The sequence below is a fragment of the Croceicoccus naphthovorans genome, from assembly GCF_001028705.1.
GTDB classification, from domain to species: Bacteria; Pseudomonadota; Alphaproteobacteria; order Sphingomonadales; family Sphingomonadaceae; genus Croceicoccus; species Croceicoccus naphthovorans.
In genome coordinates this window covers 1,558,751-1,577,401 of the sequence record NZ_CP011770.1, presented here as the reverse complement: position 1 = coordinate 1,577,401, position 18,651 = coordinate 1,558,751, and the positions used below count along the sequence as shown (strand labels likewise).

At 63.4% G+C, this 18,651-nt stretch carries 18 protein-coding genes; 2 read left to right on the top strand and 16 right to left on the bottom strand.

Features of this window, described 5'->3' with window-relative positions:
* Positions 1 to 25: 25 nt before the first annotated feature.
* The 8 genes from AB433_RS08060 to AB433_RS08025 all read right to left on the bottom strand — a co-directional run bounded on the left by AB433_RS08060 (position 26) and on the right by AB433_RS08025 (position 5,145).
* Positions 26 to 250 carry a hypothetical protein gene (locus AB433_RS08060; protein ID WP_053059058.1) on the bottom strand — a complete coding sequence of 75 codons (225 nt, stop codon included), beginning with the start codon at positions 248 to 250 and terminating at the stop codon, positions 26 to 28.
* Positions 247 to 1,458 (bottom strand): NADH-quinone oxidoreductase subunit D, encoded by a 1,212-nt coding sequence (locus tag AB433_RS08055; protein WP_047820621.1) that lies wholly within the window; start codon positions 1,456 to 1,458, stop codon positions 247 to 249. Before AB433_RS08055 ends, AB433_RS08060 begins: the two co-directional genes overlap by 4 nt.
* Positions 1,455 to 1,997, bottom strand: a complete 543-nt coding sequence (locus tag AB433_RS08050) for a hypothetical protein (RefSeq protein WP_047820620.1) — start codon at positions 1,995 to 1,997, stop codon at positions 1,455 to 1,457. Before AB433_RS08050 ends, AB433_RS08055 begins: the two co-directional genes overlap by 4 nt.
* Positions 1,994 to 2,857, bottom strand: a complete 864-nt coding sequence (locus tag AB433_RS08045; protein ID WP_047820619.1) for an NADH-quinone oxidoreductase subunit C — start codon at positions 2,855 to 2,857, stop codon at positions 1,994 to 1,996. The genes AB433_RS08050 and AB433_RS08045 overlap by 4 nt, the downstream gene beginning before the upstream one ends.
* 11 nt (positions 2,858 to 2,868) lie before the next feature.
* Positions 2,869 to 3,399, bottom strand: a complete 531-nt coding sequence (locus AB433_RS08040; RefSeq protein ID WP_047823623.1) for a NuoB/complex I 20 kDa subunit family protein — start codon at positions 3,397 to 3,399, stop codon at positions 2,869 to 2,871.
* A 23-nt stretch (positions 3,400 to 3,422) separates the two neighbouring features.
* Complete coding sequence (locus AB433_RS08035) at positions 3,423 to 3,797, bottom strand: NADH-quinone oxidoreductase subunit A (protein WP_047820618.1); 375 nt, start codon at positions 3,795 to 3,797, stop codon at positions 3,423 to 3,425.
* Between the two features lie 117 nt (positions 3,798 to 3,914).
* A complete protein-coding gene (locus AB433_RS08030; RefSeq protein WP_047820617.1) occupies positions 3,915 to 4,667 on the bottom strand; it encodes a prepilin peptidase in 753 nt (250 codons plus the stop codon).
* A 10-nt stretch (positions 4,668 to 4,677) separates the two neighbouring features.
* Entirely contained in the window at positions 4,678 to 5,145 is a 468-nt protein-coding gene (locus AB433_RS08025) for an SH3 domain-containing protein (RefSeq protein ID WP_156170741.1), read from the bottom strand.
* 84 nt (positions 5,146 to 5,229) lie between these two features.
* Between AB433_RS08025 and AB433_RS08020 the strand changes: the two genes are divergently transcribed.
* Positions 5,230 to 6,261, top strand: a complete 1,032-nt coding sequence (locus AB433_RS08020; protein ID WP_245626622.1) for a 2-hydroxyacid dehydrogenase — start codon at positions 5,230 to 5,232, stop codon at positions 6,259 to 6,261.
* Between the two features lie 21 nt (positions 6,262 to 6,282).
* Here AB433_RS08020 and AB433_RS08015 read toward each other — a convergent pair whose 3' ends face one another.
* From AB433_RS08015 to AB433_RS07990, 6 genes are all read right to left on the bottom strand, one after another.
* Complete coding sequence (locus tag AB433_RS08015) at positions 6,283 to 7,689, bottom strand: NAD(P)H-dependent flavin oxidoreductase (protein WP_047820616.1); 1,407 nt, start codon at positions 7,687 to 7,689, stop codon at positions 6,283 to 6,285.
* Positions 7,686 to 8,489, bottom strand: coding sequence for a class I SAM-dependent methyltransferase (locus AB433_RS08010; protein WP_082134837.1), 804 nt, complete (start codon positions 8,487 to 8,489; stop codon positions 7,686 to 7,688). The genes AB433_RS08015 and AB433_RS08010 overlap by 4 nt, the downstream gene beginning before the upstream one ends.
* Positions 8,486 to 9,613: a peptide chain release factor 2 gene (prfB, locus tag AB433_RS08005; RefSeq protein WP_047820615.1), complete on the bottom strand. Its 1,128-nt coding sequence runs from the start codon at positions 9,611 to 9,613 to the stop codon at positions 8,486 to 8,488. The genes AB433_RS08010 and prfB overlap by 4 nt, the downstream gene beginning before the upstream one ends.
* Before the next feature lie 108 nt (positions 9,614 to 9,721).
* The gene (locus AB433_RS08000) at positions 9,722 to 10,264 is read right to left on the bottom strand and encodes a peroxiredoxin (protein WP_047820614.1); all 543 of its coding nucleotides are present in this window, start codon (positions 10,262 to 10,264) and stop codon (positions 9,722 to 9,724) included.
* A gap of 58 nt (positions 10,265 to 10,322) precedes the next feature.
* The gene (locus AB433_RS07995) at positions 10,323 to 12,854 is read right to left on the bottom strand and encodes a penicillin-binding protein 1A (protein WP_245626621.1); all 2,532 of its coding nucleotides are present in this window, start codon (positions 12,852 to 12,854) and stop codon (positions 10,323 to 10,325) included.
* A 68-nt stretch (positions 12,855 to 12,922) separates the two neighbouring features.
* Positions 12,923 to 13,822 (bottom strand): N-acetylmuramoyl-L-alanine amidase family protein, encoded by a 900-nt coding sequence (locus AB433_RS07990; protein ID WP_082134836.1) that lies wholly within the window; start codon positions 13,820 to 13,822, stop codon positions 12,923 to 12,925.
* A gap of 603 nt (positions 13,823 to 14,425) precedes the next feature.
* Here AB433_RS07990 and AB433_RS07980 point away from each other — a divergent pair.
* On the top strand, positions 14,426 to 17,080 hold the full coding sequence (locus tag AB433_RS07980) for an Rne/Rng family ribonuclease (RefSeq protein WP_047820612.1): 2,655 nt from the start codon (positions 14,426 to 14,428) through the stop codon (positions 17,078 to 17,080).
* Positions 17,081 to 17,119: 39 nt separating this feature from the next.
* On the opposite strand, the gene AB433_RS07975 is transcribed toward AB433_RS07980, so the two are convergent.
* Both AB433_RS07975 and AB433_RS07970 read right to left on the bottom strand, forming a co-directional pair.
* Positions 17,120 to 17,836, bottom strand: a complete 717-nt coding sequence (locus tag AB433_RS07975; RefSeq protein WP_047820611.1) for an SDR family NAD(P)-dependent oxidoreductase — start codon at positions 17,834 to 17,836, stop codon at positions 17,120 to 17,122.
* The gene (locus AB433_RS07970) at positions 17,836 to 18,615 is read right to left on the bottom strand and encodes a nucleotidyltransferase family protein (RefSeq protein ID WP_245626620.1); all 780 of its coding nucleotides are present in this window, start codon (positions 18,613 to 18,615) and stop codon (positions 17,836 to 17,838) included. The genes AB433_RS07975 and AB433_RS07970 overlap by 1 nt, the downstream gene beginning before the upstream one ends.
* Positions 18,616 to 18,651: the final 36 nt, after the last annotated feature.

The window sequence follows — 18,651 nt, the reverse complement described above, 5'->3', positions numbered from 1 at the left end:
CGCGGCGGTTTCGGTTTCAAGAACTTCAGCCACGCGGATCGCCCCCGTTTCTGGCCCGCTTGCGCTTGAACGCTTCCCAGTGTGCCTGGCCGAACATGTAGAGTTCAAACCCCGCGATGCAGGCGATAACGTCGGGCAACCAGTCGGCGGTATCCGCGCCGAGGTACAGGGCGAGGAAATAGAAGGCGATCAGGATAAGGCCCGTGGTCGCGGCCAGAACGCTCACTTGCTCGGTAGAATTCAGCCTCACCGGTCGCACTCCCCGAAAACGACGTCGATCGCGCCCAGAATGGCGGTCGCGTCGGGCAGCATGTGGCCTTTGCACATCATGTCCATCGCCTGAAGGTGGCTGAACGCAGTCGGCCGGATCTTGCAGCGATAGGGTTTGTTCGATCCATCGGACACAAGGTAGACACCGAACTCGCCCTTGGGGCTTTCGGTGGCGACATAAACCTCGCCCGCGGGGACGTGAAAGCCCTCTGTATAGAGCTTGAAGTGATGGATCAGCGCTTCCATCGAGCTTTTCATCTCGGCACGCTTGGGCGGCGAAACCTTGCGGTCGAGGCTGGCAATCGGCCCTTCGGGCATCTCGCGCAGGCACTGCTTCATGATCTTGGCCGACTGGCGAACCTCTTCGACACGGACCATGAACCGGTCGTAGCAGTCGGAGTTGGTGCCCACCGGAACTTCGAAATCGATCCGGTCGTACACGTCGTAGGGCTGACTCTTGCGCAAGTCCCACGGGATGCCGGCGGCGCGGATCATCGGGCCGGAAAAGCCCCATGCCAGCGCGTCGGCCTTGGAAACCACCGCGATGTCGACGTTTCGCTGCTTGAAGATGCGGTTGTCGGCAACAAGGCTGATCGCATCCTCGAACAAGCCGGGCAGACGATTGTCGAGCCAGTCGGCGATATCGGTCAACAGCTTCAGCGGCACATCCTGATGCACGCCGCCGGGGCGGAACCACGCGCTGTGCATACGGGCGCCGGACGCGCGTTCGAAGAAGTTGAGGCAATCCTCGCGGATTTCAAACATCCACAGGTTCGGCGTCATCGCGCCAACGTCCATCACGTGCGACCCCATGTTCAGCATGTGATTGCAGATGCGGGTCAGCTCGGCAAAGAGCACGCGCAGGTACTGGGCGCGCAGCGGCACCTCTACGTTCAGCATCTTTTCAATGGCCAGAACGTAGCTGTATTCCTGCGCCAGCGGCGAACAGTAATCGAGCCGGTCGAAGTACGGTAGCGCCTGGAGATAGGTCTTGTACTCGATCAGCTTCTCGGTCCCGCGATGCAGCAGGCCGACGTGCGGATCGACGCGTTCGATGATCTCACCATCAAGCTCCATCACCATGCGCAGCACGCCATGCGCCGCGGGGTGCTGAGGCCCGAAGTTGATCGTATAGTTGGTAATGACCTCGTCGCCGGTGGTCGGCGACTGTTCCAGCTGCATACTCATGCCGTACAGGCCCACACACCGTTGTAGGGATCGCGCTCACCCTCGGGCACAGAGACCGTCAGGGTTGCCGCGCCGTTTTCGTCGGACTTCACGATCGTCACCTTGTACGGGAAACCGTCGTCTTCACCCGTCCGCTCCAGGATCGGACCGTTGACGAGATATTCGCTGCCGTCGTTCTGGGCATAGAGCGCCATCGCGGCCTTTCCGTTCGGACGGACCACAGCGGCACCGGCCTTTTCCTCGTCGGTCGGCGCACCGACCGAGAGCACGACCCCGCCATCCTCGACGGTGAAGGTGCAGAAGCCCGCGCCCTTCGTGCTATCGGCGATCACGACGCCATCGTCTGGTTCCAGCGTCAGAAGGTCGATGTACGAATATTCGATATCGGCATTGGGCTGCTCCGCATCGACCTTCACCTGATCGGGCGCAAAGCTGATTTCCTCAGCCGCAGGGGTTTCGCCGACGACGATAGGTTCCTCGGCAGGCTGGTCGCAGGCGGCCAGCGCCAGCAATCCAAGAAGTGCGATACGGGTCTTCATTCGCCGTCCTCCTTCTTCACCTCGGTCGCCTCGGGCGTATCCTTTGTCTTGCCCTTGCGCTCTTCCTTGGCAGGGCGATCTTCGGTCGGCTTGGGCGCATCGGCGTCCTTGCCGCCCGTTTCCTCTGCGGGCGCACCGGCGCTGACCTTGTCCGACGCCTTCGCGTCAGTCTTGGCCCCGGCCCCGGTGTCGGACGGCTTGTCGGTGGTCTGCGGCTTGTCGACCGGCGGCGGTGCGGGCGTTTCGGCCGCCTTCTCGTCACCCGGAAGCACGTAGTCCGCGCCTTCCCACGGGCTCATGAAATCGAAGCTGCGGAAATCCTGCGGCAGCGTGACCGGCTGATAGACGACGCGCTTGTCTTCTTCCGAATAGCGCAATTCGACATGGCCGGTCAGCGGGAAGTCCTTGCGGAAAGGATGCCCTTCGAAGCCATAGTCGGTCAGGATCCGGCGCAAGTCTTCGTTCCCGGCGAACAGCACGCCGTAAAGGTCGAAAACCTCACGCTCCAGCCAGCCCGCGTTGGGCCAGATCGACGTGATAGAGGGAACCGGCGTCGCCTCGTCGGTCGAAATCTTGATGATCACGCGGTGGTTCTTGGTGACCGAAAGCAGGCAGTAGTTGACCTCGAACCGCTCCGCACGGCTGGGGTAATCGACGCCCGCGATCTCCATCATCTGCTGGTATTCGTGATCGTCGCGCAGCGTGCGCATCACATCGGCCAGAGCAGCGCGCGCGACCGTCAAGATCAGTTCGCCATGCTCTTCATGCACGCCGACGACCTTGTCGCCCAGCGCCGCCTTCAACGCATCGCCAACGCCCTCGTTCGAGGCGTATTTCGGAGCGGAATGCAGGACAGCCATCGTCCTTCCCCTTACCGCGAAACCGTGCCGACGCGGCGGATCTTCCGCTGCAACTGCATCACGCCGTAAAGCAACGCCTCTGCAGTCGGCGGGCAGCCGGGCACATAGATATCGACCGGCACGATTCGATCGCAGCCGCGCACGACGCTGTAGCTATAGTGGTAATAGCCACCGCCGTTCGCGCACGAACCCATGCTGATCACGTATTTCGGGTCCGACATCTGGTCGTAAACTTTGCGCAACGCCGGGGCCATCTTGTTGCACAGCGTACCGGCAACGATCATCACGTCCGACTGACGTGGCGACGCGCGCGGGGCGGCGCCGAAACGCTCCATGTCGTACCGCGGCATGTTCACGTGGATCATCTCCACCGCGCAGCAAGCGAGGCCGAACGTCATCCACCACAGCGACCCGGTGCGGGCCCACTGGAAAAGCTCCTCGGTGCTGGTGACGAGGAAGCCCTTGTCGTTCACCTCGGTCTGCAGCGCGTGGAAATAGTCCTGGTCCGGCTGGCGGACCTCGCCCGGCTTGGCAGTAGGCATCTGGGCCGTAGGCAGGTTTTCACTCACTCCCATTCCAGCGCTCCCATCTTCCATGCATAGACAAAGCCGATGACCAGTTCGCCAAGGAACACCATCATCGTGATCCAGCCCGGCCATCCGGTAAGATCGAGGCTGACGGCCCAGGGAAACAGGAACGCCGCTTCAAGATCGAAGATAATGAACAGGATGGCGACAAGGTAGAAGCGCACGTCGAACTGGCTGCGCGGATCCTCGAACGCGGGGAACCCGCACTCGTACTCCGAGTTCTTTTCCGCATCGGGATTGTGCGTGCCTGTCAGGCGCGCGACGCCCATGGGCAGAAAGACGAACAGGGCGGAGAGCCCCACCGCGACCCCGAGGAAAATCAGGATCGGCAGATATTGCGAAAGATCGACCAAGTCAGACTCGCTTTGCTAGTCGCGTTGCGGTTGCGAAAAGCGCCCTAGGCATATGGCGCGCGTGGCGCAAGGGGGGCTTTCGCCTCTATCCCTACGCATTGGCCCTCCACCCCGTCCCTATGCGAACGCCGTTACGCACGAAACCGCAAAGGCCGAAGCCGCCATCAGCGACCCCAGCGGCAACGCGCTGCCCCCGCCGACATCGCGGCCCGCTAGTTTCAGCACGACGGCAGCGGCCAGTCCGGACCCGGCTGCGATCACTACGGTCGATACCACGCCCATCGGACCGATCCACAGGCCGATCGCGCCAAGCAACCATGGATCGGCCGCGCCCATCCCCTCTCGCTTGCGAATCGCCCGGTATGCCAGCGCCGGTGCCGCCAGCATGGCGAAGCTGAGCGCACCGCCCGCGAGGCGTTCCAGAAGATAGGGGCCGGATGGCGGGGTGAGCAGGAGCAGCAATGGCGACGTTACCGCCAGCAAGGCGATCAATTTCGGCGGCAGCCAATAGTGGCGCAGGTCGATCAGGGCCAGCAACAATAATTGCCAACCGAACAATGCCGCGATCGCGATCTCTGAAATCGTACCGCCTGAAACGGTCGCCAAGCCGCCAATCGCCGCACCGCCCAGTTCCGCCAGCAGATGAGCCGGATCGATCGCGCCCCCACAACTCCGGCACTGGCCACGGTTCATGAGGTAGGAGGCTACCGGAACCAGATCGCGGATGGCCAGTGTCCGCCCGCAGGCATCGCAATGCGACCGCCCCGTCACAACATTCTCGCCTCGCGGCAGGCGCGTGGCCGCCGCACCGATGAAGCTACCGATCAGCAGGCCCAGCCCTGCCCCGGCCAGAACCAGCGACCCGTCCATGTTCAGCTGCTCATGGCTCGCCCGTGCCCCAAAGCAGGTGCGCCGCCATCCAGCCCGATTTTTCGCCCACCGCAAAGCGGCACCACCCATCGGCGCAATCGCCCAGCGATCCGGTCACGCCGGGTTCGGCACGCCACAACAGCTTGCCCTTGCGCGAGGGTTCGGCGCGGATCGCGACGGGCTCGTCCCCGATCACGATGGCGCTGCGTTCAAGGGTGAGGAAGCGCGAAACGATCCATCCCCGCGCACCGTCCGGGTCCTCGACGAGTCGCCACCCGCTCAATTTGCGCACGACTTTCAGCGGCAGACCCTTGCGCTGATATACCCACTCGATCGGATAGACCTCGCTCGGCCCGACGCGCATGTTCGCTTCATCCGCGCGCAGCGATACCCAGTAGGGCACGTCTTCCTCCGCATGAGCGGTCAGCGGAACGGTGGCAAGCGCGACCAGCGCGGCAAGACGGATCAGGTGTTTCATCGCCTTTGCGCATACTGCTCCGACAGGGTCATCGGCAAGCGTCCGGCTTGACCTGCCCCCGGCTGTGGACGTAGCGGCTAAAGAATGTCGAACCGCGCCGATGCCATGCCGTCCTCTTCCGAAAACCGCCGCATAGAGGGGCGCGCCCGTGTCGGCGTTACCCGACACCTGCTGCCATCGGTGGAACGGCGGATGGAAGAGCTGTTCGATGTGACTCTCAACCGCGAAGATCGCCCGCTGACGCGTGATGAAATGCTGGCGCTGGTCGGATCGGTCGATGTGCTGGTGCCGACCGTGACCGATCATATCGACGGCGATCTGATCGCACAGGCCGGACCTTCGCTAAAACTGATCGCCAATTTCGGCGCGGGCACCGATCATATCGACCTGAAGGCCGCGCGCGCCAAAGGCATCATGGTTACGAACACCCCTGGCGTTTTCACAGAAGATACCGCCGACATGACGCTGGCGCTGATTATCGGCGTGATGCGGCGGATGCGCGAAGGGACGCGGATCATCCGGCGCGGCGAGTGGTCTGGTTGGGCGCCCTCCACCATGCTGGGGCGCAAACTGGCGGACAAGAAGCTTGGCATTATCGGCATGGGCCGCATCGGTCAGGCCGTCGCCCACCGCGCCCGCGCCTTTGGCCTGAACGTCAGCTATCACAACCGCCATCGCCTGCCCGAAGCGGTCGAACGGATGTTGGGTGCGGACTATGTGCCGACGCTGGACCAGTTGCTGGAGACCGCCGACATCGTCAGCCTCCACTGTCCGGCTACGGCAGCGACGCACAACCTGCTCGACGCCCGCGCCATCGGCTTGATGAAGCCCAGCGGCGTGATCGTGAACACCGCGCGTGGCGAGCTGATCGACTACGAAGCGATGATCGAGGCGCTGGAAACGGGCCGCCTGTGGGGCGCGGGTCTGGATGTCTTTCCGAACGAGCCAGAGGTCGACCGGCGGCTTGTCGATCACCCCTATGTCATCACCCAGCCCCACCTAGGCAGCGCGACCGAGGAAGGCCGCGCAGCTTCGGGTGAGCGGGTGATTGCCAACATCCGCGTCTGGGCCGACGGCCACCGCCCGCTGGATCAGGTGCTGGAGGGCTGGGCCTGAACCGCCCCAACCCTTCGCACATCAATCCCCCGTCAGGATACGGTCGACCAGTTCCTTCACCGTCGGCGTATAGCCGTTGGAATAAAACGGGTCCTGCTTGAAACGATACGCCGCGTGGCCCGCAAAGGCGAGGTTCTCGTCCGTCTCACCGCCATGCGCAATGTCCTGCAGGGTTTTCTGGATGCAGAAGCTGCGCGGATCGGCAAGGCGGCCTGTGGTGTAATCGCCATGGTCCTTCCACGAAGAGAACCCGCAGTGCGAAAGGCAGCCCATGCAATCGGCCTGGTCCTTGCGGATCATCTCACGCTCTGCCGCGCCGACGAAGATCACGGTGTCATCCGGCGTTTTAAGCGCACTGTCGTGCCCATCGGCGGCCCAGCCCCGCGCGCGATCGCGGTCATGCGGCGTGACCCAGAAGTTCTTGCCCTTCACCCCGACGTCAAGCTGCACGGTGTGATCGCCTGCTTCGACGCGCGAATACGGAATCTGACGCTCCGACCGGCCCTCAAGGCTGCGCAGGAACGGATTGCGGACCGCCGAAGAGTAGAACCCGGTCGGCGAGAACTTGTGGAGCAGCACATCGCCAGGCTCCAGCGTGCGCAGCATGTCCTTCCACCCTTGCGGGATCGGGCTTTCCTGCGTCAGCAACGGACGCGTGCCGAACTGGAACGCGATCTTGCCGATCTCTGGGTTGTCGATCCAGTTTTCCCACTCGCGCAGGAACCAGACGCCGCCCGCCATGACAATGGCTGTGTCTTCCGAAACGCCTTCCTTGCGCATCGTGGCGCGCAGTTCGGCGACGCGAGGATACGGGTCCTGCGGCTGGCGCGGGTCTTCGGCGTTGGACAGACCGTTGTGCCCACCGGCCAGCCACGGGTCTTCATAGACCACCGCCGCCATCAGTTCGGGCACCTTGGAGTACGAACGCTTCCACAGCGCGCGGAATGCCCGGGCCGAAGAAATGATCGGCAGGTAATTCACATTGTGGCGCTGCGCGATTTCGGCCAGCTTGTACGGCATGCCCGCGCCGCAGGTGACGCCGGTGATCATGCCCGGCGTGCGCTCCAGGATATTTTCCAGAATTTCCTGCGCGCCGCCCATTTCCCAAAGGACGTTGATGTTGATCGCGCCCTTGCCGTTCGACATCTCGTAGGCACGCTTCACCTGTTCGACACCGCCTTCGATGCCATACTTGATCAGCTGTTCGTGGCGTTCGCGGCGGGTCATCTGCTCATAGACCTGCGGTACGATCTTGCCCTCGGCGTCATAACTGTCGGCGTTCACCGCGCTAACCGTGCCGATGCCGCCCGCCGCGGCCCATGCGCCCGAACTCATGTGGTTCGTCGCCGAAACGCCCTTACCGCCTTCGATCAGCGGCCAGACTTCGCGGCCGCCATAAACGATAGGCTGCAGCCCCTTGAACGTCATGCTTTTGCTTCCTTTTCGACCGGGGCGAGGCGTTCCTCTTCCGGCTCTTTCGCATCATGCCCCAGTGCAACATCCTGCACGCAGGGCTCTATATCCATCGGATCGGGGCGGGCCCCGTCCGGTTCGAAACGGGCGTAATAGCCCGGCAATTCCGGGCGGCGAATAAAGGCCGCCAGTTTGAACCCGACCGATTCGAATTCGCAGAACAACAACGACGGCGGAGTCCCATGCTCTCCCGTCGGGCGGTCCGAATCCACCACTATGACCTGCCCGTCCTGCTTTAACGCGGGGTAGAGCCGCCAGAGGAACGCGTAGGGCTCCTCCACCTCATGGTACATATGGATCAGGAACACCCGGTCGAAACTGTCGGGCGGCAACATCGGGTCGTCAACCTCGCCGCGCTTGATCGATACGTTGTCGAGCCGTTCGCGCTGCACCCTCAGGGCTAGCCGGTCCAGTGCCTCCTGATCGATATCCTGCGCCAGCACCCGGCCCTTAGCGCCAACCCGTTCGGCAAGGCGGGTGGTGTAGTACCCCTCACCCGCGCCGATGTCGGCCACGGTCATGCCCTTTTCAATGCTCGCCAGGTTCATGACCGTCGTCGCTTCGTTCCGGTCGTCGCGCGCGCGTTCGGTCGAGAACTGGTTGCTTGTCGTTTCAGAGACCGGGCGGTCGGCCTTCGGGAATTCGCGCGCACTTGCGGGGCGTCCGTCGCTAGCCTGGTTGATGTCGCAGCCGGACAGACCGGCCGCGATCAACGCCAGCGAACAGGATGCCGCAAGGGCGCGAAAAGGCGTCAATCGACGTCCTCCACCTCGACACTCTCACCCGTCACCCGCTGCGCCAATGCGGCGGAAATGAACGGATCCAGCCCGCCATCCAACACTTCGGTCGGGTTGGTCGAAACGTGTCCGGTGCGCAGGTCCTTCACCTGCTGATACGGTTGCAGAACGTATGATCGGATCTGGTGCCCCCACCCGATCTCGGTCTTCGCGGCGTATTCGCCAGCGGTAACCGCCTCACGTTCGGCCAGCTCTTTTTCATAAAGACGCGCTTTCAGCATGTTCATCGCGGTCGCGCGGTTCTTGTGCTGCGAACGGTCGTTCTGGCTGGCCACCACGATACCCGTCGGCTGGTGGGTGATGCGAACGGCGGAGTCGGTCGTGTTGACGTGCTGACCGCCCGCGCCCGATGCGCGATAGGTGTCGATCTTAAGGTCGGCCGGATTGATCTCGATCTCGATATCGTCATCGATCACCGGATAGACCCAGCACGAGCTGAACGAGGTGTGCCGCCGCGCGCTGCTGTCATAGGGGCTGATGCGGACAAGACGGTGCACGCCGCTCTCGGTCTTGGCATAGCCATAGGCGTTGAGGCCCTTGATCAGCAGCGTCGCGCTCTTGATCCCGGCCTGTTCACCCGCCTGATATTCGACCGTCTCGACCTTGTACCCGCGCCGCTCGGCCCAGCGGGCGTACATCCGCAGCAGCATCTCGGCCCAATCCTGGCTTTCGGTACCGCCTGCGCCGGCATGAACTTCGAGGTAGGTGTCCGAACTATCAGCCTCGCCCGAGAGCAGCGCGCCGATCTTATCAGCGTCGGCCCGGTCGGCCAGCGCCGCAAGGCTTTCGAGCCCGTCTTTCACCGTCGATTCGTCGCCCTCGGCCTCGCCCATCTCGATGAACTCGACCGCGTCGTTCATTTCGGCGCTGATGGTCTTCACCGCGCCGATCGCAGATTCGAGTCTGCCGCGTTCGCGCATGACTTCTTCCGCGCCTTTGGGGTCGTCCCACAAGGTCGGGTCTTCAACCCGCGCGTTCAGCTCGTCGAGACGGCGCAAAGCGACATCCCAGTCCAGAGACCGGCGGATAAGTGCAAGTGCCGCATTGATGCGGTCGATATGGGCCTGCCCTTCGGCACGCATGATCAATTCTCCGTAAAGCGGCGGTCCGCTTAGCCCAGCGGTCCCGTAATGCAAAGTGGCGCGACAGGCATAATCCCGCGCGCCGTTTCAGTCCCTGCCGATGCAACGCTATTTCTTCAGCGCGCGAACCGCCGCCAAAGTACGGGAAACGTGTTCGCGCCAATCCATGTCGGAATGCACCATCACGATACGGCCGTCCTGCGCGATTACGTAGGACGTACGATCCGTCAGCCCCGTGTCCGCCCCATCGCGCCTTAGCGCAACGTCATAGGCCTTGATCAGGCCCGGTGCTGCGCGGGCGACCGCAAACTCATCGCGGCAAGCTTCGGTCGAAAAGCGTTTCAGCGTTTCGAGGTCGTCGTTCGACATGCCGACGACCTGCGCCCCCGCCGCGCGGAAATCGTCCATCGCTTCGGCAAAGGCGTGCGCCTCCAGCGTGCACCCTTGCGTGAACGCCTTGGGGTAGAAATAGAGCACGACCGGCCCCTTCCTCAGCGCATCGGACAGCGTGAAACGAAACGACTTCCCGGCCAGCGCGCCAGTGGTCGAAAACATCGGTGCCTCCGCCCCCTTCTTCAACGAAGCGGCGGCGGTTCCGGGAAGGGCGAGCACGGCCAGTGCGGCGGCGGCGAAAATTGCGATCCTTTTCATGCCGCCATCAATGGACCGCGCGCGCGGCAAAGTCCATCGTGCGCCGCAGCGGATACGATCAGTAGATGCCGCCCTGATCTTCGAGGAAGGTGTCATCGATCCGGCGCGGCCCTTCGGTACGGGTCACACGCTCTTCCGAAGCGGCGCGCAACGCGGCAATGGCGGCCATGCGTTTTTCCTCCAGCGTCTGGCGATCCAGCGAGCGGCGCGGTTCGGTATCGGGCTTGAACGCTTCCCAGATCGTCGCCGGGGTCCATTCGTCGCTAGGCCAGCCATCGAACACGCGCTTGCCGCTGCGTCGGTCGATACGTACCATGCGAATATCGGCGGGCGCACGCACAGGCGTGGTCGGCCAGCGTGCCTTGGTTTCCTCGATCAGCTGCTTGATGATCGGGCCCGCGGTGTTCCCGCCCTGCACCCATCCGCCCAAGTTGCGCGGCTGATCGAACCCGATATAGACACCCGCGACCAGATCGGACGAACCGCCCACGAACCATGCGTTCGTCGGGCCAGAGGTCGTACCGGTCTTGCCAAAGATCGGCAGTTCAAGGCTACGCAAGCGGACCGCCGTACCGCGCGTCACCACGCCTTCCAGCATGTGCACGACCTGATAGGCGGTGCCCGCGTCCAGCACCTGCTTACCCGCAGGGGTCAGGCGCGGCATTCCCTTGCCATCCCATTGCGGCGCGCTGCAGGTGTTGCAGCGGCGCTTGTCCGCGCGCCAGATCACCTTTCCGTTGCGATCCTGCACATAGTCGATCACCGACTGATCGTATTGCCGCCCAAGGTTGGCCAGCGCCGAATAGGCGTTCACCATCTTGGCCACGGTCGTGTCGCCCGCACCCAGCGCAAAGGACAGGTAATTGTCATAGTCGCCGATGCCGACGCGGCGGAACGTGTTGGTCACATTCTCCATGCCGGCATCGTTGGCGATGTGGATCGTCATCAGGTTGCGCGATTGCTCCAGGCCCCAGCGCATTGTCTGCTGACCTGCCCCGCGCTGATTGCCGAAGTTGCGGAAACACTTCTCGCCCAAGCCAGCGCCCTGCCAAACGCAGAACGGCCCGTCTTCCACCAGCGTCGCCGGGGTCATGCCCTGATCAAGCCCGGTCGCATAAACGAAAGGCTTGATCGTCGAGCCCGGCTGGCGTTCGGCCTGGGTCGCACGGTTAAACGAACCGAGCCGCGAATCGAATCCGCCCTGCATGGCTAGCACACGACCGGTGCGCGGATTTTCCACGACCAGCCCGCCCGACACCTGCGGCACGGTGCGGACCACCCATTCGGACTTGTTTTTCGGCGCGGCGACAATGACATCGCCCGCCTTCAGGCTGTCCGGCAGGTTCGACAGCGGATGCTCTTCCCCGTCGGCAAAGCCGATCTTGGCGCTGTTGCCGCTACGCTGCGTAACGACACCGACCTGCCAATCCTCGTAATCGACGGCGAGGTTCGAGACGATGAGCTGGGTCTGCCAGTTCTCGTCCATGTTGATCTTGGCGATCGGGCCGGTCCAACCCTTACCCGAATGATAGCGCAGTAACCCGGCCCGCAACGCTGCGCGCGCGGCCTTCTGCAATTCCATGTCCATCGAGGTGCGGACCCACAGGCCGCCCGCATAGACGGAATTAGGCCCATCCTCTGCCTTCTCGCCAAACCGGTCTAGTAGGCGACGACGCACTTCCTCTACGAAATAGCCGCCGGCGGGATCGTAGTTCGCGGACCTGCGTGGGACGAGGCCCAGCGGCTTTGCCTTCGCGGCCTCTGCCTCTTCGCGGGTTGCCCAGTCGTTCTTGACCATCTGGTCCAGCACGTAGTTGCGCCGGGCGATCGCCAAGTCCTTGTACCGCGCGCGTCCGTAGCGTTCCGGCGCCTTGGGCAGGATCGCAAGGAACGCGGATTCGTGAAGCTCAAGGTCCTTCACGTCCTTGTCGAAATAGGCGCGCGCTGCGGCCTGAACGCCAAAGCTCTGTCGCCCCAACGGAATTTCGTTGAGATAGAGTTCGAGGATCTGCTGCTTGGTCAGAACGCCCTCGATCCGGCGGGCGAGAATCATTTCCTTCAGCTTGCGCGTGATGGAATATTCGTCGCCGACAAGAATGTTCTTCGCCACCTGCTGCGTGATGGTAGAGCCACCCTTGGCCCGCTGCCCGCTGCCGATCTTCGAGACATAGTCGACCACCGCACCGGCCAGACCGCCGAAGTCGACGCCACCGTGTGTCCAGAACGTCTTGTCCTCTGCCGAGAGAAACGCGTTCTGCATCTGCACCGGGAAATCGACATAGCGCAGCTGCACGCGCCGTTCGCGGGCATAGCTGTTCACGATCTCGCCATCGATGCCGCGCACCATCGTCGGCAGAGGCGGTTGATAGGTCAGCAGGCGATCCGCCGACGGAAGCCCCGCGCCGATCGCGTAATAAGCCGCGATCATAAATGCCACGCCCAGCGCGAACAGCGAAAGCAGCCAGCGGAACACGCGGCTTTCGCGCCAGCGAGAGGCAAGGTGGCCGCGCGCGAAGGCAAGATCGCCCCGGGCGCGGTCGAGATAGGTCTGGAAATGCGATCCCACGGTCATCGTGAAGCGCCCTAGCATGGCAAATCGCGGACAGGGAAGCGGCTTCGCGTCGAACCGTGGACAGGTCGCCCCACCAGACGCGCGTTTCAGCCGTTTGCGGGCAGCAGAAGATAGGTAACGATTGCCGACGCCAGCGCATCGGCAATCGCCTTGCGCCCTTGTGGATCGGACAGGCGCGCCGCGTCGTCGGGGTTTGTCAGGTACCCGGCCTCGAACAAGACGCCCGCCCGTTCGAACGTGCGCAAGACCGCGAAATTGGCCGAACGGCGGAACGGCGTATGTGTCGGCATCGCACCGCGCAGTTCATCCGCCATAGTCTGAGACAATCGTGCCGATTCGAGATTCGCCTCACGCCGCACCAATTCCGCCAGGATCGCCGCGATGTCGTCAGCCCCACCGGTATCGGGCAATCCGCCGCCCGACCGGTTCTCGCTATTCGCAAGTCGCTGCGCCGCGCGGTCCGAAGCGCGAGCGGAGAGGACATAGACATTCGCCCCGCTTGCCTCTGGCACCGGCGCGGAATCGGCATGGATCGCGATAAAGGCATCGGCGCCCAGTGCCTTGGCCAGTACGGGCCGCGCTTCCAATGGCAGAAATCGGTCGTCTTCGCGGGTGAGGGCCACGCGCACGCCGCCCAGTTCGATCAACCGATCGCGCACCGCCAGTGCAAGCGCCAGCGCGATATCTTTTTCGATGGCACCGTCCGGGCTGCTCGCCCCCGGATCAAACCCGCCGTGTCCCGGATCGATCACCACGAGCGGGGCTTGTGCGCCTGTGCGATCCGATGCGACGATGCGCGGCAGCGCCGCATCGCTTGCGGGCGGCAAGGCATTGGTCACGACCGGATAGCCCGCCGGAAACGCCAGACCCAGCCCCGATCCTAAAAGCAGTCCGACGATACCTGCCAAGGCGACGGCGAGCGGCAGGAAAAATCGTCCCAGCCTCTGGCCCCACCCCACGCTTTGCACCTCGTAATCCATAGACATAGAGCTATCCCCCACAGTCGGCCCGGCACAAGCCGACGCGGCGATTGATGCTCACAAAGTTGCGTCTTCGCTGCTTTTTGTTGCTCCATTACCAGAGCGATGCTAGCAACGGTAACAACCGGGGCATGAACGGCCCGCTCGGTTTTCAAGCCCTTTCCAGGCCGCACCAGATGCGCCGGGCGGAAGCGGCGCCTTCGGAAGAGGGCAGGAAACCCCGCCGGACCGGATGTGCAGATCACCGGGTGCGCCAAACGGCAACCATGCATGCGGGCACGAAGATATGCTTCGTGCCGCCGGGGTGTCGTACGGCCAAGGAAGCAAGGACTACAATGGTCGAAACAGCATCGATTCCGGCGCACCGCCTGCCCCATGGGCCGGCCCTGCGCGGCGCGATGCCGTCCTGTCGTTTCGCGGCCGACCGAACCCATTCACGCAATTTCTCTCCGGCCGGGCGCATTGCCTTTGCCGGTTTTTTCGAACCTTTCGCGCCGAACGGCGGGCCGCGTGCCCCCGAAACCCGGCGCGATCCAATGAATAGACGCGCGACCCGGGCATGGCGGCTTGCCGCCCCGCCCGGCATTTCGCGCGCATGGAGATTAATCGATGACCACGCGTATGCTGATCGATGCGCGCCACCAGGAAGAAACCCGGGTGGCGGTGCTCAAGGGCAACAGGATTGAAGAATTCGACTTCGAGTCGGCTGAACACAAGCAGATCAAGGGGAACATCTACCTCGCCAAGGTAACGCGGGTCGAACCGTCGTTGCAGGCGGCGTTCGTGGATTTCGGCGGCAACCGCCACGGCTTCCTCGCCTTCAACGAAATCCATCCCGACTATTACCAGATCCCCAAGGAAGACCGGGACGCATTGCTGGCCGAAGAGGCTGAGCATGCCGAGGAAGAAGCGCGCCTTCGCGCCGAGGAAGACGCCGACGAGAGCGAGATCGAAGCCGAAGAGCACGATCTGGACGACGGTGACGAGCACGAGGCCGCAGATTCGCTGGCCGAGGAACTCGCCGATGGTGATGACGACCACGGCGGTCTGGAGGAAATGGACACGTCCGAGAAGGACGACGTCTCTACGATCGAGGACGGCAACGTCAGCGGTCCTGACGACGATGACGATTCGGACGACAACAACGGGGGCCGCCGCAACAACCGCCGCCGCAAGGGTCGCCGTCAGGGCGGCAACGGCTCTCGCGCCCGTGCCGCCGACGAAGCGCGCGCCAAGCGCCTTGCCCTGCGTCGCCGCTACAAGATTCAAGACGTTATTCAGCGTCGTCAGGTCCTGCTGGTGCAGGTCGTCAAGGAAGAGCGCGGCAACAAGGGTGCCGCTCTGACCACCTATCTCTCGCTGGCCGGTCGCTATTGCGTCCTCATGCCGAACAGCAGCCACGGTGGCGGGATCAGCCGCAAGATCAGCAGCGCGGCGGACCGCAAGCGCCTGAAGCAGATCGTCTCGGAAATGTCGCTGCCCAAGTCGATGGGCTGCATCGTGCGCACCGCAGGCCTGTCGCGCACCAAGACAGAGATCAAGCGCGACTTCGACTACCTCGCCCGACTTTGGGACGAGATCCGCGAAAACACCCTGAAATCCAGCGCCCCGGCCCTGATCCATTCGGACAGCGACCTGATCAAGCGCGCGATCCGCGACATCTATAACCGCGAGATCGAGGAAGTGATCGTCGAGGGTGAGCAGGGTTACCGCTCGGCCAAGGAATTCATGAAGCTGCTGATGCCCAGCCATGCCCGGCGGGTGAAGCAGTATGCCGATCCGGTGCCGCTGTTCCAGCGCTATGGCGCAGAGGATCAGCTGACCGCGATGTACGATCCGGTCGTACAGCTGAAATCGGGCGGGTACCTCGTCATCAACCCGACAGAGGCGCTGGTGTCGATCGACATCAACTCGGGCCGCTCCACCAAGGAGCATGGGATCGAGCAGACCGCGCTGTCCACCAACCTGGAGGCCGCGCGCGAGATTTCGCGCCAGTTGCGCCTGCGCGACATGGCTGGGCTGGTCGTGATCGACTTCATCGACATGGAGCACAACTCCTCGATCCGTAAGGTCGAGAAGTGCATGAAGGATTCGCTGAAGACCGACCGCGCGCGCATTCAGGTCGGCCGCATTTCCGGCTTTGGCCTGATGGAAATGAGCCGCCAGCGCCTGCGCACCGGCGTGCTGGAAGCGACGACGCGCGAATGCCCGCACTGTGATGGCACCGGCCTTGTCCGCACGGCGTCCAGCGCTGGCCTGTCCGCGCTGCGCCTGATCGAGGACGAAGCGGCCAAGGGCAAGGGCAGCGTCATCAGCCTCTATGCCAGCACCGAGGCGGCGATCTACCTGCTCAACGCCAAGCGTGCCGATCTGGCCGAGATCGAGGACCGCTATAGCGTCAGTGTTGAAGTCATTCCCGAGGGCGAGAACGAAGGCGCGAAGATGCGCGTCGGATCGTCGGGTCCAAAACCGCGTAACGCGCCGAAATTCGAAGTCATTCAGGTAGAGGAAGACGACAACGATCCCGTCGAGGATGACGAAGAGGACGAAGTCGAGGAAAACCGCGGCAACGACAACAGCGACGATGACGGCAACCGCCGCAAGCGTCGCCGTCGCCGTCGTGGCGGACGTCGCAACCGTGGCCGCAATCGCGATGACGAAAACGGCAGCGAAGGCGACGATCGGTCGGACGATGAAGGATCGGAGGACGGTAAGGCCGACGATCAGGCTCAGCCCGAAATCGTTGAGGCAGCCGCTGAGGCCGAGGCTGACGCCGCGCCCAAGAAGCGCCGCCGCCGTTCGCGTCGCAAGACGGATGGCGATGCCGCGCCGCTAAGCGAGGAAGCGTCGGAAGGCGAAACCGAGGCAAAGGCCGAAGAGCCTGCCGCCGAGGTTGAGGCAAAGGCCGTGCCTGCCGCCGAGCCGGAAGCCGAGGAAAAGCCGAAGAAGCGCCGGACGCGTCGCAAGAAGGCCGAAGAGCCCAAGCCCGATGCCGAAGAAAAAGCCGAGGAAGCGGCTCCTGAAGCCGAGGCCGCTGTTTTCGAAGCAGAGGCTGAAGAGAAGCCCAAGAAGCGTCGCACGCGTCGCAAAAAGGTGGAAGAACCTGCGCCCGAAGCAGAGATCAAGGCCGAGCAGCCCGCCGTAGAGCCTGAACCGGCTGCGCCGGAGGCGTCCGAACCCGCGCCCGCCAACGACACCAATGGTGAAACCGGCGAGGACGGCGAACCCCGCCGTGGCTGGTGGCAGCGCACTTTCGGTAACTGATCGACGATCCCGGCCCTGCCGCAAAGGCGGGGCCGGCGGTCACCATGCGATGGTTCGACCGTCCCAAGCAAAGAACTCGCCGCTGTCCTGTGGTGAAAGACCGGACAATACGTCAAGCAGACAGCCTGCGGCATAGTCGGCATCAAACAGCTTTTCGTTGGGCACATTCCCGCTAAACGGCTGCGACAGGGCGGTTGCCACCGTCCCCGGATGCAGCGCGGCAACGATCGCCCGCGGATTGCTACGCCGAAGTTCTATCGCAAAATTGCGAACCAGCATGTTGAGCGCGGCTTTCGACGCACGATAGCTGTGCCATCCCCCCAGCCCATTATCCCCGATCGAGCCGACGCGGGCCGACAGGAATGCCATGCGCGCCGCCCGATCTTTAGCCAATAACGGCAGGACATGCTTGCCGACCAAGGCCGGACCGATGGTGTTCAACGCAAAAACATCGGCCATCGCGGCAGGGTCGATGGCACGCCACGTCTTTTCAGGGGCAATCCCGGGATCGCGCGTCAAGATGCCAGTAGCCACGATCACGAGGTCTAGCGCGCCTTCCTGCCCCATCTCCAAGGCAGCGCGCTCAATGCTGGCCTCGTCGCGTAAATCGAACGCCAGCGGCGCCGCGCGTCCACCGGCTAACCCCTCGCCCCTCCGCGACACGCAATAGACACGGGACACATCGCTCCGGCTTAGCAGACGATCGACCAGTGCCGCCCCGATCCCGCCAGTCGATCCGAATACGGCGCAGCGCATCAACCGCCTCGGCCCGCCATGATCGAGCGGACCAGCACGAGGTCCGCTTCCTTGTCCACGTCGACCGCCGCCAACCCATCGCGCGCGGCCACCACACGGGCGTCCACCCCCACGCGCAGCCCCAGCCTGCCCGCGACCTGTTGCATCGTCAGCCGCCCCAGCACGAACCGCAGCAGGGTTCCGACCCCCAACTGCATAGCAATCCGCAACGGCCGCTTCCGGTTCGCCTCCACTGTGCCCCAAAGGTCGATCGCACGGCGCGCGGCGGCGGTTTTCAGCAGAAACAGATTGCACCCCGACCAGTGGCCATCGGCCATCCGTATCCAGGTGCGCTTGCCATCTGGCACAGCCGCCTCAACCGTATCGCGATTGGCGAGCAGGATCGACAGGTCGCACGTCTCTGGCGTATCGGCCACGAAGTCGCGCACCCAATCGGCACGCAACAGCGGATGATCCGATGTCGTCACCAACATCGGCGCGCCGAATCGCTCGAATGCCGCAGCAACGCTGGCGCTGGGTCCGCTTTCCGCAGGCATGGTCTCGGCACCTGCCTGCCCGGCAAGCTTTAGAATCTCATCGACGTTGCTCGTCACGACAACCCGCGCGAATCCCGCGTTCCGAAGGGCCTCGCAAACCCATGACAGCATCGGTTTGCCCTCGATCTCGATCAACGCTTTATGGCGATAGCCCTGCGCCAGCGCGAAAGGCTCTCCCTCTGGTCGCGACCCCGCAAGGATCAGGGCGGTCATTAATGACAGGTCCGGTCGAATATCGTTCATCTCCGCGCTCATAACTCCACATCGCCGCATGGCCCA

What these genes read in the sequence shown, in the direction of transcription:
- AB433_RS08055 (WP_047820621.1), bottom strand. Translation starts at nt 1,458, where the DNA reads ATGAGTATGCAGCTGGAACAGTCGCCGACCACCGGCGACGAGGTCATT.
- AB433_RS08050 (WP_047820620.1), bottom strand. Translation starts at nt 1,997, where the DNA reads ATGAAGACCCGTATCGCACTTCTTGGATTGCTGGCGCTGGCCGCCTGC.
- AB433_RS08045 (WP_047820619.1), bottom strand. Translation starts at nt 2,857, where the DNA reads ATGGCTGTCCTGCATTCCGCTCCGAAATACGCCTCGAACGAGGGCGTT.
- AB433_RS08040 (WP_047823623.1), bottom strand. Translation starts at nt 3,399, where the DNA reads ATGCCTACTGCCAAGCCGGGCGAGGTCCGCCAGCCGGACCAGGACTAT.
- AB433_RS08030 (WP_047820617.1), bottom strand. Translation starts at nt 4,667, where the DNA reads ATGGACGGGTCGCTGGTTCTGGCCGGGGCAGGGCTGGGCCTGCTGATC.
- AB433_RS08025 (WP_156170741.1), bottom strand. Translation starts at nt 5,145, where the DNA reads ATGAAACACCTGATCCGTCTTGCCGCGCTGGTCGCGCTTGCCACCGTT.
- AB433_RS08020 (WP_245626622.1), top strand. Translation starts at nt 5,230, where the DNA reads ATGTCGAACCGCGCCGATGCCATGCCGTCCTCTTCCGAAAACCGCCGC.
- AB433_RS08015 (WP_047820616.1), bottom strand. Translation starts at nt 7,689, where the DNA reads ATGACGTTCAAGGGGCTGCAGCCTATCGTTTATGGCGGCCGCGAAGTC.
- prfB (WP_047820615.1), bottom strand. Translation starts at nt 9,613, where the DNA reads ATGCGTGCCGAAGGGCAGGCCCATATCGACCGCATCAATGCGGCACTT.
- AB433_RS08000 (WP_047820614.1), bottom strand. Translation starts at nt 10,264, where the DNA reads ATGAAAAGGATCGCAATTTTCGCCGCCGCCGCACTGGCCGTGCTCGCC.
- AB433_RS07995 (WP_245626621.1), bottom strand. Translation starts at nt 12,854, where the DNA reads ATGCTAGGGCGCTTCACGATGACCGTGGGATCGCATTTCCAGACCTAT.
- AB433_RS07990 (WP_082134836.1), bottom strand. Translation starts at nt 13,822, where the DNA reads ATGTCTATGGATTACGAGGTGCAAAGCGTGGGGTGGGGCCAGAGGCTG.
- AB433_RS07980 (WP_047820612.1), top strand. Translation starts at nt 14,426, where the DNA reads ATGACCACGCGTATGCTGATCGATGCGCGCCACCAGGAAGAAACCCGG.
- AB433_RS07975 (WP_047820611.1), bottom strand. Translation starts at nt 17,836, where the DNA reads ATGCGCTGCGCCGTATTCGGATCGACTGGCGGGATCGGGGCGGCACTG.
- AB433_RS07970 (WP_245626620.1), bottom strand. Translation starts at nt 18,615, where the DNA reads ATGAACGATATTCGACCGGACCTGTCATTAATGACCGCCCTGATCCTT.